Below are 16,330 nucleotides of genomic sequence, written 5' to 3'. Positions count from 1 at the left end.
CGTCTTTTTTATACATTGCTCAATATTTTTTATTATATAAAATACTTATTGTCAGTATGTTGAAAAAATTATATGACTTATATTCATTTTTTTATTCTGTCATTCAAATCTCTTAGATTATTAATCAACTCTTCAAATGAAACAGATTCTCCGTATATCATATGCAAACGCATATTTTCATAATCAGCTTTCCATTGTTCTATGATAGTCTCAGGAGGAACGATGTTTAGCGAATCAGGATAAAGCGTATCGTAGTCAAATCCGCGCAAGCCAATGAATTTGCGACGATGTTCAACCACTTGACGGTAGAGCTGTTCGTTATGAATCGCTTTTTCCACAATAGGTGTTTTTAGCATCTGACCGATGTCATAAATATGCCGTGACATTCGTTCTACTCGAATCAAATCTTTTGGTTTGGCAAATTCTTCGTGCAATAGGAATAATTTTTCAAGGAATGTGCGTTCGGGAAGAACAGCCCGAACATTGAACTTCGGTTCTGCAAAGGGTGCTTTAGGATAAACTTGGTCGATCATAGATTCAAGAGGGACTTCATTCACAGGCTCATTCATTGACCTGCCACTCACTTCCACTTTGACTTTGGGTAGAACATATAAACCGTTTCCTCCATCAATAGAGAAAGTCAAGACAGAATCATAATTGATATTTATGGTTTCTGGGTCAGTGGTAGTGATATGAGTAATATCCACATTTACTTGAAACTTGTTTTTTGCGATACCATTTTTGTGCAACTGTTCGGCAATGTCATGTTGCATGGTCTCTCTTACGAAAGAACATGTAGCCCGGCGCAATTTATCGTTGATTTGTGTTTTAGATAAAGTACCGCTGAACCCCAGATATTCCCTATCAATGGTGATGTCTATATCTTCAGAAAAGCGATCAACCAAATGCCAACACTTGCTCAACGATGTGCCTCCCTTGAAAGACAAATGTTGAGCGTATGGCAGACTGTACATGGCTCGAAGGACTGCTGTTACCCACCAATCCTTTTCTATTACTTCTCGCTGTCGTATGTTCAGCTCAGTAGAAACACGATCAAGCACATCTGTGCGGTCCTCTTTTGACAAATCAATAAATTTCATCGTTGCAATATCATTTTTATCCATGTAGGGGCAAGCACTATATCGTGATTAAAGTCTTGCTCCGAAACGTGTTCTGTTATCATATTCTTTATTTTCGCTATTTGCTCTTCTGTTATCAATTTTTCGCCAATCTCTCGCATGGCAAGTACTGCAAGCTGCATCAGTTTGGATTGATAAGCGAAATTGCTTAAATCATTGCTATGACGAAATGTGATGCTTTTCCCTTCACCAAATTTAACCTGTCGCGCAGAACCGTCCGTTATGTAGATGATATTTGCCGGAACTTGCGTGGACAATCCTAGTTTATTAAGAGCGTAAGCTCCAGTCGGTATAATACGGGCGTTATCTCTCTTAGCTATTTTTTTAGCAATGGCATCCAATGAAGGCTCACGTAGTGTTCCATCCCATTTGTCGTACATTGGCACAAAATAAATACCTTTGGCAAAACGGTACAACTTTCCATTACGGCACAAACGAGTTAACCCTGAACGAACTGCATCGGGAGTACCATACGCAACGAAATCATCAGGAATGAAAATTGTTCCGATTCTTGCTTGTTCCACTATATCATACATAGCCTTGTAAGAACTGTTTGCACCCATAGTCTTGAATTTTGCCACAAAATTACATAATTTTTGTGGTATTACATCATTCTCTTGATAGTTTTTTTATAAATTTTTGATTTTGTTTGCATATCAGGGTGGATGAAATATAAGCTACTGCAAATGCGTTGTTTTTGTATCAAAAAAGTTTTTGAAAATACACTACATATATGCGATTGTTGGCTTATTGATGAGAATCTTGCAAGATTATTCAGAAAACTCATGCTAAATTTCTGAAAAATACACTACCTTTGTAATGGTTTAACAATAAGCTGAAACAGAAGTGGAATATCAGAAACAAATTGCACTGAAAAAACACCTATTATATGCTACTACGAGCGAGTTAAGAAACAATAGTATTATTAAATATTTTCCCTTTAGTTAGAAAGTACTCGTAAAGATTACGGCAATATTTCTAATTTATTACTTACAAACTATTGAATAATAACTGGTTGTAAATTCCTTGTATAATATGGACGTCTTAATGGGACGTCTTTTTTTCTACATTGCTCAATATTTTTTATTATATAAAATACTTATTGTCAGTATGTTGAAAAATTTTTTTAAAAAATTATAAAATAATGTAGTTTATAAAATAAACTTGTTTATATTTGCGGTGTCAATGTTATTATCGCGATACATGGCATTAAATGTAAATTAATGTAGAATTTTAAAAATTAAAGTCATGGAAATGAATGAATTAACACCTGAAAAAAGTATTTGTTTGATATCTGAGATTATCAATCAAAGCAGAAAAGATTTTAAAATCAAGGCGGAAGTTCCCTTTTTATTGTGGGGTGCCATAGTTATTGTGGTATCTGCGGTTATATGGATTCTTGTTAATAAAACCGGTGACTATAGATGGAATTTTCTTTGGTTTGCCATTCCTGTTGTAGCTTATCCACTTAATGCATTGGTTTTAAGAAATAATGAACCTAAGGCAAAGTATTTTCTCAATGAATTGATAGGTTTGACTTGGATAATGTTCGGTATCATTTCATGTATATTGTCGTTGGTGCGTTTTTTTGTCACATTTGACGTGGTATCGTTGATATTGGTATTATTGGGATTTACAACAATTGTCAATGGTCTGATTATAAAGCACTATTATATCTCTGCATGTGGTATTATTGTTGCAATTTCAGGACCTGTTTTGTGTGCATTGTCAATAAATCCTTGTCTAATGATGATTTTCGGCTCGTTTTTTGCACTTCTTTTTCCGGGCATCATTCTTAAATGGAGTAAATGATTATGGAATTCAAGAAATTAGACCCAATACTTCATTCAGAGTTACGGTTGTCAATAATGTCGTTGCTTTATTATCTTGAAGAAGCGGATTTTACATATATTAAAGAAAAGACAGAGGCGACATCCGGTAATTTGAGTGTACAGCTCGACAAATTGTCGAATGTAGGGTATATCAGTGTGGAAAAGACTTTTGCCGGGAAGAAACCTCGTACCGTATGTCGTATCACTCCTGAAGGAAAAAAGGCTTTTGAAGATTATGTCGATGCCTTAAAATCTTATATTGGGAAGTAAATTTTATAGTAATCAAATGGTTGTATCGGGTGTGGCAAATTGTTGTTACACCCGATAATGCCTGTCAATGTACATGAAGTGTTGAAAAAATCATAATGGCATAAATGAATGTGGCAGATGGCAGTAAAAGAGGGCAATATTCAAGTTATAAGAACTTGACAAACACATCGCTGTCTATATTCAGTCCGAGTAATTCTGAAGCATTACCTCTGTTTATTGCGATTTCCAAAAAACCATGAGACCCGAACAGAGCCATTATACTCACATCTTTGGCATCTCTGTAGCAGTTTAAAATATCTTTGATTACATAATTTATGTTTGTAAAAGTTATATTGAAGTCACGTTTGTTCCTAACTTTATCAAACAGTTCTTTTGAGATATTGGTGATGAGGTTTTGGTAGTTGTCAATATAAATAACATAACCATGAATAAAGTTGGCATTATATGTTGGTTGTAACGGAAAAATGATTTTCAATGAGTTATGAGGATTACCTATTTCCGACAATTGGCAGCCTGAAGCGAGCATGCTGGCGACTTTGGCGAAACGATCGCGACTGCTGAAGGTGAAATAACCTGTATCCTGAGGTATTTCAATGGTAACTGCCTCATAAGGAGTATCTCCGATAATGATAGAAAAAATGCCGTTGTCGCAACCGATAAAATAATGTCCATCTGCCTTTACAACTATATGTGAAAATTCATCACTTTCTTCGGTATCGATGCCAAGAATGTGTATGGTACCTTCAGGAAAGTTTTTATAACAATTTTTAACAATAAAACCGGCATTTTTCAGATCGAATGGTGTAATGTTGTGAGTTATGTCAACAATGACGGCTTGCGGGCAATAGGAGTAAATAACCCCTTTTACTGCACCAACATAATAGTCTGATAATCCCCAGTCGCTTGTTAATGTGATGATTGCCATGAAAAACCTTTATGTTATTTTTTGTTGTACAATAGATATGCAAAAATACGTTTTTATATAAAATATAAGAATTAAAAAAAATTTTTTGTAAACATTTTTTCAAAGGTTTTATAATGTGGTTTTTCATTAGTATCTTTGTGCCGCATTTGTAAAATAAAAACAATGGCAGAACAGATAATTCAAATTGAAAATGTTAATCCCGGCGAGCTTTATGGAGCTAATGACCAAAATCTCAGCATGGTGAGGTCTTTATTTCCGAAATTGAAAATCATAGTTCGTGGTGATTTTGTGAAAGTCATTGGTGAGGATGAAGAGGTTGATTATTTCTTGTCGCGTTTTGTCATGTTGGTTAATCATTTGGAACGTTATGGCAGTGTTAATGCTCAAGTCATAGAAGATATTATGTTATCTGCCAATTCTGATGCTGTTAAGAGTATGGATAATGACGATGTCCTGGTGTTTGGACGTAATGGTTTACAAATAAAAGCATTGACAGTAAATCAGAAACGTATGGTGAAAGCATGTGGCAGTAAGGACATGGTTTTTGCCATAGGTCCTGCCGGTACAGGAAAGACCTATACTGCTGTGGCATTAGCGGTGAGAGCTTTGAAAAACAGAGAGGTTCGACGCATTATCTTGACGCGCCCGGCAGTGGAAGCCGGTGAGAATCTCGGTTTTTTGCCGGGTGACCTTAAAGAAAAACTCGACCCTTATCTGCAACCTCTTTATGATGCATTGCGCGATATGCTGCCTCAACAGAAATTGCAGAATTACATTGAGGACGGTACTATTGAGATAGCACCTCTCGCCTTTATGAGAGGTCGTACTCTCGACCATGCTTTCGTGATACTCGATGAGGCTCAAAATGCTACACGTTCCCAACTGAAAATGTTTCTTACAAGGATGGGTCGTTCAGCCAAATTTGTCATCACCGGTGATATTACTCAAATAGACTTGCCAAAGAATCAACCTTCAGGACTGCCTGTTGCAATAAATATCCTTGCTGAGGTCAAGGGTATAGAATTTATCTTTCTTGATGAAAAAGATGTGGTCCGACATAAACTTGTCACTGATATTGTCAATGCTTATAAACGTTATTATCAGCAGCAGGAAAATGAAATGGAACAAAATTCTGATGAAATGAATTAATAGCTAACATATTGTATTATGCATATTCATGAATTGCAAAGTCATTTTATCCCTCATATACTGAAACTTGTTGAGGACCAATTTGTCGATGCCAATGCTTTGACTGATATTGACTTCTGGAAACGTTTTATGAAAAACAACAATATGGAGGTTGATTTCTCATGGGATGACATATCTGTAGATTGTCAACCTCTTGACGAAATGATAACACTGATATTTTATTCATTTCCCATGCCTTATGTCGTCTCGGAAGCAAGATATGGGTTGATATTCATCAATCTTTATAATCCTAAATTTCATTATTATCTTCTTGAGATGGCTTCGGAAGATAAATGGATTCTCAGCGAACTTGCCACAGACGAGTCTCGTAAAGAACATGGTTATTTTGAAGGAGAGCCTACGGCTGCTGAGTTTGTCAATAAGATCTTTGAATTGGAGAAGTAAAAACTGAATTATAAATATATTGAATATGAATGTATTAACAAGAACTGATTTCAATTTTGCCGGACAGACCAAGGTCTATCATGGCAAAGTCCGTGATGTCTATTTTATAGATGATAAATATCTCGTCATGGTAGCCACCGACCGTATTTCGGCTTTTGACGTTATTCTTCCGGAAGGTATTCCTTACAAAGGACAGGTGTTGAATCAAATTGCGTCGGCTTTTCTCGATGAGACAGCAGATATTGTTCCAAATTGGAAAATCGCGACTCCCGACCCAATGGTGACTGTAGGTCATTTATGCAAACCATTTCCTGTAGAGATGATTATTCGCGGTTATCTTACCGGAAGTTCATGGCGTACTTATAAAAGCGGACAGCATACTATATGTGGCGTGCAAATTCCTGATGGAATGAAGGAACACCAACGATTCGACGAGCCTGTTATTACTCCAACGACAAAAGCAGAAGAGGGCCATGATGAAGATATTTCCCGCGATGAGATAATACGACAAGGACTCATAAGTGAGTCTGATTATATTCAGATAGAAGATATTACAAGAAAACTGTTTCGACGTGGCACAGAGATAGCTGCAAAACATGGTCTTATTCTTGTTGATACCAAATATGAGTTCGGCAAGATAGGCGACACTATATATCTCATGGATGAAATTCACACACCGGATTCTTCGCGCTATTTTATAGCAGACAGATATGAAGAATGTTTTGCAAAAGGTCTGCCGCAAAAACAGTTGTCGAAGGAATTTGTACGAGAATGGCTTATGGAGAACGGTTTTCAAGGTAAAGAAGGTCAAAAGGTTCCTGAAATGACTCCTGCTATAGTCAAAAATATTTCAGACCGTTATATTGAATTGTTTGAAAAAGTTACCGGAGAGAAGTTCGTGAAAGCGGATGAGTCAGATGATATTCTTAATAGGATAGAAAACAATATCAATAACTTCCTTAAGCAATACCGCTGATATTTGCTGAATTATATACGGTAAATACAATATTTAAACGGCATGCGTTGTGATATTATTGATAATCACGACAGTATGCCGTTTTTTGGCTTTATATGATTTTAAAGTAACAGAGTCAACTCTTGCGCCTGTTTGTAATCTCCTGCTCTTGAACATGTTTCTATAAGTGTCCTTAACAGTTTGTTTATTATTTGAATGTTATTCATAGGCGAGAAATGCTTGTTCTCCGGTTTTATGCCCAATCCTTTTAGATAATGTAAGATTTCGTTCTTAGTGAGAATGATTCCTTTGTTGAAAGGATTGATATAGAACAATACGTCTTCTGCTTTTGGCATCTTGATGTTATCTTTGATATAAGCCAAAACGAAATGTTGTGGCAGATTGATACCATAAATCGGAATGTTGAGCCGTTGGGCTACGGATATGTATAATATTCCTATGGATAATGGGTTGCCTATGCGTGTTTCGAATAATGTGTTGATATAGTAGAAGTCCGGATTTTTCAGTGTGGAGATATTGCCATTTATGTTGTTTATGTTGTAAATGATGTGATTAATTACTTTTATTTGTTCCAAAGGGGTTATTGTGCGGTTTAATTCTTGATCTATTTGTTCAACCATCAGCATCAGTTGAAAAGTCAACATACTCCAATCAGTATGTGGAAAACGGTGTTTACCGAGTAACAGGCAAGGTTCGAGTATGTTGCTTGCTCCGTTGTTTTTCCATTGTTGTATTTTGTTAATGATAATATGATTCTCTATGTTGTAAATTAATGATTCTATCCTTTCTTTCTGGATATAACCGATATTTCTGCCAAGATTTTTTTTTAATAATGGTATTGCGGTAGCACCAAAATACATGATGTTTTTTGCGATTTCGCTGTATAAATTCTCATCAGGCTCATCGGTGAGTTTTATAAGGTTATTTAATGTATTTATGGCAGTCATGACAGATATTTTAATGATAAACACCTTAAATGACTTTAAGTTTTATAAATACAGTAAATTAAAAAAATACAATATGATTATAAAATGTTGTTTAAATGTTTTGTGAAAGGTCTTCGTAAAAGTGCATATCGATGATATATTTGTAAACCAAAGGGTTCATAAAGTAACGTATGTCTTTTTTCTGTGCTACGGCATTACGTATGAATGAAGAAGATACTTCTATCTCAGGGGCATTTATGACTGTAACGGCTTTATGACGGATAAGTTTATTGTTTTCATATCCTTTACGTGGATAAACAAGAAGATTATAATTCTCTAAAATCATACGGTAGTTTTTCCATTTATGGAAATTTTGAAGATTGTCCATACCGCAGATGAGATAAAACTCGTTGTTTGGATAACGTTCCGACAGTCTTACTAAAGTATCGATGGTATAAGAAGGTTGTGGCATGTAAAACTCTATGTCACAGATTTCAAAACGTTCGTCGCCTTTGGTGGCGAGTTCCACCATATACAGCCTGTGTCGGTCTTCGAGCAGACTTGTCTTATCCTTAAACGGGTTATGTGGAGATATTACAAACCACAATGAGTCGAGTCCGGCATATTCGACCATATAGTTGGCAAGCATAGTATGCCCGTTATGTATAGGGTTAAAAGATCCGAAATACAGACCGACTCTGTTTTTTATCATAAGATATTGAATAATTGTTCCTTTATTTTTTCAAGTTCGTCTTTCATCATAACAACGAGGCGTTGGATTTCGGCATCGTTTGCTTTTGAACCCAGGGTGTTTATTTCGCGTCCGATTTCCTGACTGATGAAACCGAGTTTCTTACCTGCAGAGTCTTCATCTATTGACTCTATGAAATAGTAGCAATGTTTTTTCAGTCTTACTTTTTCTTCAGTGATATCTAATTTCTCCAAATAATAAATCAATTCCTGTTCAAAACGGTTTTTATCATATTGATTGTCATCGATTATGTCGGAAATATTTTTTGTAAGTTTTTGTCTTATGTTTTCATGACGTTTGGCTTCAAAAGGTATTACCTGATCTAAATACTCAAGTATCAAATGTATTCTGTTGATAAGGTCCTTTTTCAATATATCACCTTCATTAATTCTAAATGTATCGACCTGTTTTAAGGATTCGGACAGTGCAGATTTTATATTATTTTCAAACTCCTCATCATATTGTTGTTCCGGGGTGGCGAATATACCGGGCATTCTGAATATGAGCATGGCAAGGTCAGAAGTGGGAGGGATGTTGAACTCCTCGGATATTTCTTTTATTTGTTTCAGATATGAGGAGATGACATCTTTGTGAATATTTACATTTTGTTCACTTTCAGCATTGGTGACGGTAATTACGGCGTCAATTTTGCCTCTCTGAAGCGCAGCAGCCATTATGTTTCTATAGTCGAACTCATAGATTTTAAGTTCAGAAGGAAGTTTAATGCTGAGATCTAACTGTTTGCTGTTCAAGGTTTTTATTTCAACAGTTATTGTTTTTCCATGGCAAATTCTTTCAGCTTTGCCATATCCTGTCATCGATTTAATCATCTTAATTTTATTTGTTGCAAAAATAAAACATACTTGTAAAAATAGCAATAAGATGCCGTTTAAATTTTGGTATTAATGTATATAAATATCAAAATTAAACTATAAAATTTTTTATTGATGGTTTAGAAAATTAGATTATCTTTGTAACTTGTTAATATAAAGAAATATTATAAAAAATAATAGCTATGTCAGAAAAAATGACTTCTCAAAAAGCAATGGAGTTGGAAGCCCGTTATGGAGCTCACAACTATCACCCACTACCCGTGGTATTGGCTAAAGGCAAGGGTGCTAAAGTGTGGGATGTGGAAGGTGTTGAATATTATGATTTCTTGTCAGCATATTCTGCTGTAAATCAAGGACATTGTCATCCAAAGATTATTGAAGCCCTGTGTGAGCAGGCTCATACTCTTACTTTGAGTTCTCGTGCATTTTATAATGATTGTCTCGGACCGTGGGAAAAATATGTTACCGAGTATTTTGGATATGACAAGGTGTTGCCGATGAATACCGGTGCGGAAGCCGATGAGACAGCATTGAAGCTCGCACGTCGTTGGGGTACAGTATGCAAAGGCATTCCGAATGACGAAGTGACAATAGTTTGCTGTGAAGGTAATTTCCATGGACGTACCATTACCATCATCACCATGTCGAATGACCCGGATTCTTATGCTAATTATGGTCCTCTTACTCCGGGATTTATTCGCATTCCTTACAATGATGCTGATGCTTTGGAGGCAGTCTTGGCAGAACATCATGAAAAAATCGCTGCTTTTCTCGTAGAACCAATTCAGGGTGAAGCCGGAGTTTATGTTCCTGATGATGGTTATCTTAAGAAATGTTATGACATCTGTCATAAATATAATGTATTATTCATGGCTGACGAGGTACAAAGCGGTATAGCTCGTACCGGCAAGATGCTTGCTTGTGACCATGAAGGTGTTCGTCCTGACATATTAATCCTTGGCAAGGCACTCGGAGGTGGTGTGGTGCCTGTGTCTGCTGTTTTGGCTGATGATTATATTATGTTGAATATCAAACCGGGAGAACATGGTTCTACTTTCGGGGGCAACCCAATAGCTGCCAAAGTAAGTACTGCTGCATTGCAGGTCATTAAAGATGAACATCTTATGGAAAAAGCTGAATATCTCGGCAAAATATTCCGTGATGAGATCTCTAAAATCGACTCTCCAATGATAGAAAAAGTCAGAGGTAAAGGCTTGCTTAATGCAGTCATTATTCGTCCTAAAGATGGTAAAGAGGCTTGGGACGTTTGTATGAAGATGAAAGAAAATGGCGTCCTCGCCAAACCTACTCATCAGCATATCATCCGTTTCGCACCTCCGCTCGTGATAACGGAAGAAGAATTGCGTGACGCTATTGAGAGAATTAAAAAATCCATATTGTCATTCTAATCGGGAGTTTATGATGTTAAAGGCGTGTCACTTTATATGGCACGCCTTTATTTTTTTTGATCACATGTTAATCATAAAAATTGTACATGTATATGCAATAATTGTTGTCTGACGATTATTTTGATTATGTTTTAATCATCGATGACAATATCTTTCCCAAATGGTGTCAAGGCTAATCCTGCAAGTTTGAAATGTTGTCTTCCGAAAGGTATTCCTATGATTGTAATAAATAACACACACCCTAAAAACAAATGTGTCAGTGCAATCCAGATACCCCCACAAAAGAACCAAATGATATTCATTAAAGTTTGAAGGCATCCTGCAGACATGTCCATGTTTATTGCAGTACGTCCAAATGGCCAAATGGCAAGAGACCCCATTTTAAGTGTCTGTATGCCGAATGGAATGCCTATTATTGTTATCATCAATATTAAACTTGAGAAAAAATATTCCAAAGCGATGGCAAAACCACCAAGAATCAACCATAAAATATTCAATATAAATTTCATAAGGATTATGTTATTTCTGCAAATATACAAAAAACAATTGACAAAAGAAGTTTTTTTAATAATTTACAAAAAAAATCAATATCTTTGCAGATAATGAAGTGGTTGACTATACGGTTTCGCTGTTGTATTAGCTTGTATTTGGTAAATTTTTGTCATGGAATGGTTTAAGGTGAAAAATGAAGATGGTAAAATAAGGATTTTTGATCCGGTAAGAAAGATTTATTGTGCTTTGACTCCGGAAGAAAAAGTCCGACAAACAGTCTTGCATCATCTTATAGAAGACAGAAAATATCCTTCAGGGCTGGTAGCTGTTGAGTATTCCATAAAAGTTAACGGATTGAATAAACGGTGTGATATTGTGGTTTTCAATCGTTGTGGTGAACCTTTTATGATAGTGGAATGTAAAGCGGAATCAGTAGCCATAGATGAAAAAGTGTTACATCAGATTATACGTTATTATTCCGGGTTGAGATGTGAATATTTTCTGTTGACGAATCTTAAGACCACTTTATGTGTAAAAATTGATGACGGGAGACTTGTGCCTCAAGATGATATTCCGGAATATTTATAGGGTATGAAATACCGGGTTCAAGTGTTGGAATTTAGAGGCTATGTAAGGGAATTATTGACCATATATCTGACTCTGAACTTGTATGGAAATTCTGTTATTATACATTTTTAAAAGTCAAGAAATCTATTTCTTTAGAATCGCAAACTTTAATTGGATGCCAATGATTGAAAACAAAAATTTCACAAAGCACTTGCATATATGTAAAATCCATTACGTTTCGCTTGTGTTTTTGTACAATTTCTTCATTATGATTTTAACAAGTAATGTAACACACCAGCCAATAAGCAATCCTGTCAATGCTCCTGCGATTACATCTCCGGGGTAATGCACACCCATGTAAATCCTGCTGTAAGCTATTATGGCAGCCCAGGTAAACATTAACCATGCAATATTTTTGTAATATGGTTTGAAGAAGGAAGTGATGAAGACTGCAAATGCAAAGACATTACATGCATGTGACGAGATGAATCCGTAGGCACCTCCGCAATGTCCATTGGGAAGATATACAAGGTCTTTTATGTCTTCTTCATGACAGGGACGTGGTCGCTGAAAAACCGGCTTGAATACATGAGCAGAGATCTGGTCGGAACAAATAACAAGTAAAATGACGCCGGCAATGACAATAAGACCTTTCCATCTGTATTTATAAAACACCAGGAACAAAAGAACCGCATAAAACGGAATCCACGAGGCAGTGCCTGAAATAAAAATCATTATTGGGTCTAACCAATTGACATGCAGACCATTGAGAAACAGGAACAACTCTTTGTCTAAATTTATGATATGTTCCATAATTTATAATTCATTGTCATCGTCGGTGATACAAAGCCAAATAAGATCTTTCAATTCTTTAATGCCTTGATTGGTAGCTGAACTGATAAAGACATGCGGCACTTTTTTCGGAAGGTGACGCCGTATGTTTTTCATTGTATCTTCATCAATCAGGTCACATTTGCTTACGGCAAGTATTCTTTTTTTGTCGAGCAGGTCGGGATTGTATTTTTTCAGTTCGTTAAGTAGGATATCGTAAGATTCCTTGACGTCGGGACTGTCGGCAGATATGAGGAACAATAGTATGGAGTTGCGTTCTATATGGCGTAAGAATCTTATTCCCAATCCTTTGCCTTCTGCTGCACCTTCTATTATTCCGGGAATGTCAGCCATGATGAAAGATTTGAAGTCATAATAAGGCACTATTCCGAGGTTAGGTGTCAGTGTGGTGAAAGGATAGTCGGCTATTTCAGGTTTGGCGGCTGACACTGTAGAAAGCAGGGTGGATTTTCCGGCGTTTGGGAATCCCACTAAACCAACATCGGCAAGTAGTTTCAATTCTATGACTATCCAGCGTTCTTCCGACGGTTCTCCCGGTTGTGAGAATTTGGGAGCCTGCATGGTAGAGGTCTTGAAAAAGGTATTACCTTTGCCACCGCGGCCGCCTCTCATCAATACTATTTCCTGTCCGTCTTCTGTCACTTCGCCGAGAGGCTCGTGAGTGTCAGCGTCGTATGCTGTTGAGCCTAACGGCACGTCAATATAAATGTTTTTTCCGCTTGCGCCTGTTCTCTGGTTAGCGCCTCCGGATTCTCCGTCTTCAGCAAAAAGATGTTTGGTATAGCGAAGATGCAACAATGTCCACATCTGGGCGTTGCCGCGCATTACGACATCGCCGCCTTTACCACCGTCGCCTCCGTCGGGACCGCCTTTGGGTACATATTTGGCACGGTTGAAATGCATGGACCCATTGCCGCCTTTCCCGGAACGACAAAATATCTTAACGTAATCGACAAAATTTGAGCCTGACATAAATAATCTTTGATATTAAAACTCTTCTTCTATTAAGTATTCGTTGCCGGGTTCATCCGGACTGTTGTTTGTAGTGCCGTTCTGCTGTTCATAAAGATCACAGTCGAAATCCAATGACACATCGGACAATGGTTTTGGGAAGTCTCCTTTGCTTACATGCAGTTGAGGGTCGGCATAAATCTTTTGCATATACAATGCCCAGATAGGCAGAGCCATATTGGCGCCCTGCCCGAGCTGTAAGGTTCTGAAATGCACTGAACGGTCTTCTGCACCGGTCCATACACCAGTCGTAAGGTCGGGAGTGATGCCCATGAACCAACCATCGCTATGATTTTGGGTAGTGCCGGTCTTGCCGGCTATTGGATTCATCAAATTATATTTGTATCTCAGACGTACGCCTGTGCCGCTTTGTACCACACCTTTCATCAGCTCTATCATCTTATATGCGGTTATCTCGTCTAAAGCCTCCGATTGTTCGGCAGAAAAAGACTCTATGACATTACCGTTTTTATCTTCAATTTTGGTAACGAATAAAGGTTTGACGTAAACGCCCTGATTGGCAAAAGTGTTCATGGCACCTACCATTTCATAAAGAGACAGGTCGCATACTCCAAGACATATTGAAGGCACTGCGGGTATGGGAGATGTCACGCCCATACGACGAGCCATCTGTATAATAGCTTCAGGACCAAAACGTTTCATCAGATATGTGGAGATTCTGTTGTTGGATTGTGCCAATGCCCATTTCAGTGTCACTTCTTCGCCGAACTTGCTTTTCCCCGAGTCCTTGGGTTCCCAGAAAGTACCGTCGGGCAGTTCAATGCTGTAGCTGATATTGGGCACTTTGGTACATGGTGTATATTCACCTTCCTGCATGGCGAGCGAATAAAGGAAAGGCTTAAAAGTAGAACCTACTTGACGACGTGCCTGTGTTACATGGTCATATTGGAAAAATCTATGGTCGTTGCCTCCAACATAAGCCTTGACATGTCCGGTATGTGTCTCTATGGACATTAAGGAAGCCTGAAGGAAAAATTTGTAATAAAGGATGGAATCTAAAGGAGACATCACGGTATCTATAGGACCGTCCCATGAGAATACTTCCATGCTTACGGGTTTTTTGAAGTTTTCCATTATGGAATCGAAACTCATTCCTGCATTATTCAGCACACGGTAGCGTTCTGAACGTTTTATCGACAACTCCATAACATGGTTTATTTCAGTTGTATCAGTGAGGTCGAAAGGAGCATTCGGAATACCTTTCCAGTGTTCGTAAAAAGCGGGTTGGAGGTAAAGTGCCAGATGTTCTCTTATGGCGTCTTCGGCATATTGCTGCATCCTTGAGTCTATTGTTGTATATACACGAAGACCGTCTTTATAGATGTTGTATTTCTCTCCGTTGGCTTTAGTGTGTGTGTTTGCCCAATCGGTGAGGAAGTTTCTTAAAAATTCGCGGAAATAGGTGGCTTGTCCCGTGTTGTGGTCAGACATGCCGTATTTAGACATGTCTATGGGAATCAAAGATATTGAATCACATTCTTGTTGTGTTATGAAATTGTATGTAGCCATTTGTTGCAACACGAGGTTACGGCGACGAAGGGCGCGGTCGGGATTTCTTACCGGGCTGAGACGTGAAGGTCCGTTGACAACACCTGCCATTAGTGCTGCCTCCTGTATGTTGAGTTCAGCAGGAGTCTTTTTGAAAAAAGTCTCGGCAGCCTTTTTGATGCCGTATGAGTTGTGTCCGAAAAAAACAGTATTAAGATACATGGAAATAATCTCATTCTTGGAATAGTTATATTCCAATTTTGTGGCAGTCACCCATTCCTGTAACTTACGAATGACTAATTGTACGGTGTTGAGATTTTCTCCACGTGGGAAAAGATTTTTTGCAAGTTGTTGAGTGAGGGTGCTGCCTCCGCCTCTTTCAGTACCTGTCAGCAATCCTATTGCCACTCGAAACAGAGCCTTTTGGTCAATACCGGAATGTTCATAGAAACGATAGTCTTCTATTGCGATGAGTGCATTTATAAGATATGGTGACAACTCCTCATAGCTTACATTAGTACGATTCTCAATGTAATAATTTCCAAGTAATTGCCCGTCAGCAGAAATGATTTCAGTAGCCAGATTGGTATTCGGGTTTTCCAAATCTTCAAAAGTTGGCATCTTGCCAAACCATTCATGCACTATTCCGTAAAAAAGCAAAAATACCGATATAACAAAAACGAAAAATAAAGACCAAAGTACTATTACAAATGGCTTTATCCCGGATTTTTTCTTTTCTTCTTTATTTCTTTTAGCCATATCAAATATCTTTTTCTATTCTTAAACCTATATCTGTGATTCCGTTAAGGATATTGTCACGCATTGCCTGTTCTATTTCGAAATGATAAGTACCTTTTAAAGGGAATCTGAGATTTCTGTTCAGTATTATATTGCAACTTCTCATACTTCCGCTGCCTTTTCCCATCCATCGTCCGTCGGGGTATGACAGCAAACATTCTATTGTGTCATGTGTTTGATTGCCGTTGGGGAAAGTGGTATGCAGAAAAACATAAATGTTACTGTAGCGGTAATTTTCCAAATGTCTTATATTGAGTGAAAAGATATGATTCGACAAGGTGTCATCTATGGTAACGTCGAAATAGGGAGATTTTTTGTTGTCCCATGAAGCATTGGGAATCACCACGCTTTCATCGAATATGGCGTTATTATCGCATGATGACAATGACATCATGACGACGAAAATAAAATGGTATAACAGAGTTTTTACTTTCATGACGTTTGATA

The 16,330-nt window shown here is 37.5% G+C and carries 18 protein-coding genes; 7 read left to right on the top strand and 11 right to left on the bottom strand.

Features of this window, described 5'->3' with window-relative positions:
* Positions 1 to 83: 83 nt before the first annotated feature.
* Both ACZOVS_RS03200 and ACZOVS_RS03195 read right to left on the bottom strand, forming a co-directional pair.
* Positions 84 to 1,100 (bottom strand): nucleotidyl transferase AbiEii/AbiGii toxin family protein, encoded by a 1,017-nt coding sequence (locus tag ACZOVS_RS03200; RefSeq protein WP_483995846.1) that lies wholly within the window; start codon positions 1,098 to 1,100, stop codon positions 84 to 86.
* Entirely contained in the window at positions 1,097 to 1,702 is a 606-nt protein-coding gene (locus ACZOVS_RS03195; RefSeq protein ID WP_483995787.1) for a DUF6088 family protein, read from the bottom strand. The genes ACZOVS_RS03200 and ACZOVS_RS03195 overlap by 4 nt, the downstream gene beginning before the upstream one ends.
* A gap of 685 nt (positions 1,703 to 2,387) precedes the next feature.
* On the opposite strand from ACZOVS_RS03195, the gene ACZOVS_RS03190 reads away from it, so the two are divergent.
* Positions 2,388 to 2,951, top strand: a complete 564-nt coding sequence (locus tag ACZOVS_RS03190) for a hypothetical protein (protein WP_483995786.1) — start codon at positions 2,388 to 2,390, stop codon at positions 2,949 to 2,951.
* A 2-nt stretch (positions 2,952 to 2,953) separates the two neighbouring features.
* Positions 2,954 to 3,241, top strand: a complete 288-nt coding sequence (locus ACZOVS_RS03185) for a winged helix-turn-helix domain-containing protein (RefSeq protein ID WP_483995785.1) — start codon at positions 2,954 to 2,956, stop codon at positions 3,239 to 3,241.
* Between the two features lie 145 nt (positions 3,242 to 3,386).
* Here ACZOVS_RS03185 and ACZOVS_RS03180 read toward each other — a convergent pair whose 3' ends face one another.
* Positions 3,387 to 4,166, bottom strand: a complete 780-nt coding sequence (locus ACZOVS_RS03180) for an SAM hydrolase/SAM-dependent halogenase family protein (protein ID WP_483995784.1) — start codon at positions 4,164 to 4,166, stop codon at positions 3,387 to 3,389.
* Between the two features lie 162 nt (positions 4,167 to 4,328).
* Here ACZOVS_RS03180 and ACZOVS_RS03175 point away from each other — a divergent pair, with 162 nt between their 5' ends.
* Genes ACZOVS_RS03175 through ACZOVS_RS03165 form a run of 3 tightly spaced genes read left to right on the top strand, consistent with a single transcriptional unit; the run spans position 4,329 to position 6,735 of the window.
* On the top strand, positions 4,329 to 5,315 hold the full coding sequence (locus ACZOVS_RS03175) for a PhoH family protein (protein ID WP_483995783.1): 987 nt from the start codon (positions 4,329 to 4,331) through the stop codon (positions 5,313 to 5,315).
* A gap of 18 nt (positions 5,316 to 5,333) precedes the next feature.
* The gene (locus ACZOVS_RS03170) at positions 5,334 to 5,759 is read left to right on the top strand and encodes a hypothetical protein (protein ID WP_483995782.1); all 426 of its coding nucleotides are present in this window, start codon (positions 5,334 to 5,336) and stop codon (positions 5,757 to 5,759) included.
* Positions 5,760 to 5,784: 25 nt separating this feature from the next.
* Entirely contained in the window at positions 5,785 to 6,735 is a 951-nt protein-coding gene (locus ACZOVS_RS03165) for a phosphoribosylaminoimidazolesuccinocarboxamide synthase (protein WP_483995781.1), read from the top strand.
* A gap of 101 nt (positions 6,736 to 6,836) precedes the next feature.
* On the opposite strand, the gene ACZOVS_RS03160 is transcribed toward ACZOVS_RS03165, so the two are convergent.
* The 3 genes from ACZOVS_RS03160 to ACZOVS_RS03150 form a co-directional block, all read right to left on the bottom strand.
* Positions 6,837 to 7,682: a transglutaminase-like domain-containing protein gene (locus ACZOVS_RS03160; RefSeq protein ID WP_483995780.1), complete on the bottom strand. Its 846-nt coding sequence runs from the start codon at positions 7,680 to 7,682 to the stop codon at positions 6,837 to 6,839.
* Positions 7,683 to 7,773: 91 nt separating this feature from the next.
* The gene (gene nadD / locus ACZOVS_RS03155; protein ID WP_483995779.1) at positions 7,774 to 8,373 is read right to left on the bottom strand and encodes a nicotinate (nicotinamide) nucleotide adenylyltransferase; all 600 of its coding nucleotides are present in this window, start codon (positions 8,371 to 8,373) and stop codon (positions 7,774 to 7,776) included.
* Positions 8,370 to 9,242 (bottom strand): YicC/YloC family endoribonuclease, encoded by an 873-nt coding sequence (locus ACZOVS_RS03150; RefSeq protein WP_483995778.1) that lies wholly within the window; start codon positions 9,240 to 9,242, stop codon positions 8,370 to 8,372. Before ACZOVS_RS03150 ends, nadD begins: the two co-directional genes overlap by 4 nt.
* 185 nt (positions 9,243 to 9,427) lie before the next feature.
* On the opposite strand from ACZOVS_RS03150, the gene rocD reads away from it, so the two are divergent.
* Positions 9,428 to 10,654 (top strand): ornithine--oxo-acid transaminase, encoded by a 1,227-nt coding sequence (gene rocD / locus ACZOVS_RS03145; protein WP_483995777.1) that lies wholly within the window; start codon positions 9,428 to 9,430, stop codon positions 10,652 to 10,654.
* A 131-nt stretch (positions 10,655 to 10,785) separates the two neighbouring features.
* Here the strand turns inward: rocD and ACZOVS_RS03140 are convergent, their stop codons facing one another.
* The gene (locus ACZOVS_RS03140) at positions 10,786 to 11,163 is read right to left on the bottom strand and encodes a YccF domain-containing protein (protein WP_483995776.1); all 378 of its coding nucleotides are present in this window, start codon (positions 11,161 to 11,163) and stop codon (positions 10,786 to 10,788) included.
* Positions 11,164 to 11,317: 154 nt separating this feature from the next.
* Between ACZOVS_RS03140 and ACZOVS_RS03135 the strand changes: the two genes are divergently transcribed.
* Positions 11,318 to 11,734, top strand: coding sequence for a type I restriction enzyme HsdR N-terminal domain-containing protein (locus ACZOVS_RS03135; protein WP_483995775.1), 417 nt, complete (start codon positions 11,318 to 11,320; stop codon positions 11,732 to 11,734).
* Between the two features lie 210 nt (positions 11,735 to 11,944).
* Here ACZOVS_RS03135 and ACZOVS_RS03130 read toward each other — a convergent pair whose 3' ends face one another.
* Genes ACZOVS_RS03130 through ACZOVS_RS03115 form a run of 4 tightly spaced genes read right to left on the bottom strand, consistent with a single transcriptional unit; the run spans position 11,945 to position 16,319 of the window.
* Positions 11,945 to 12,526, bottom strand: a complete 582-nt coding sequence (locus tag ACZOVS_RS03130; RefSeq protein ID WP_483995774.1) for a phosphatase PAP2 family protein — start codon at positions 12,524 to 12,526, stop codon at positions 11,945 to 11,947.
* Positions 12,527 to 12,529: 3 nt separating this feature from the next.
* Positions 12,530 to 13,537, bottom strand: coding sequence for a GTPase ObgE (obgE, locus tag ACZOVS_RS03125; RefSeq protein WP_483995773.1), 1,008 nt, complete (start codon positions 13,535 to 13,537; stop codon positions 12,530 to 12,532).
* Positions 13,538 to 13,552: 15 nt separating this feature from the next.
* Positions 13,553 to 15,844, bottom strand: a complete 2,292-nt coding sequence (locus ACZOVS_RS03120) for a penicillin-binding protein 1A (RefSeq protein WP_483995772.1) — start codon at positions 15,842 to 15,844, stop codon at positions 13,553 to 13,555.
* 1 nt (position 15,845) lies between these two features.
* Positions 15,846 to 16,319 carry a gliding motility lipoprotein GldH gene (locus tag ACZOVS_RS03115; RefSeq protein WP_483995771.1) on the bottom strand — a complete coding sequence of 158 codons (474 nt, stop codon included), beginning with the start codon at positions 16,317 to 16,319 and terminating at the stop codon, positions 15,846 to 15,848.
* Between the last annotated feature and the right edge of the window lie 11 nt (positions 16,320 to 16,330).

The sequence above is a fragment of the Candidatus Limimorpha avicola genome (assembly GCF_056978975.1).
Note: the sequence above shows the minus strand (reverse complement) of the source record. Positions and strands in the feature narration are given on the sequence as shown.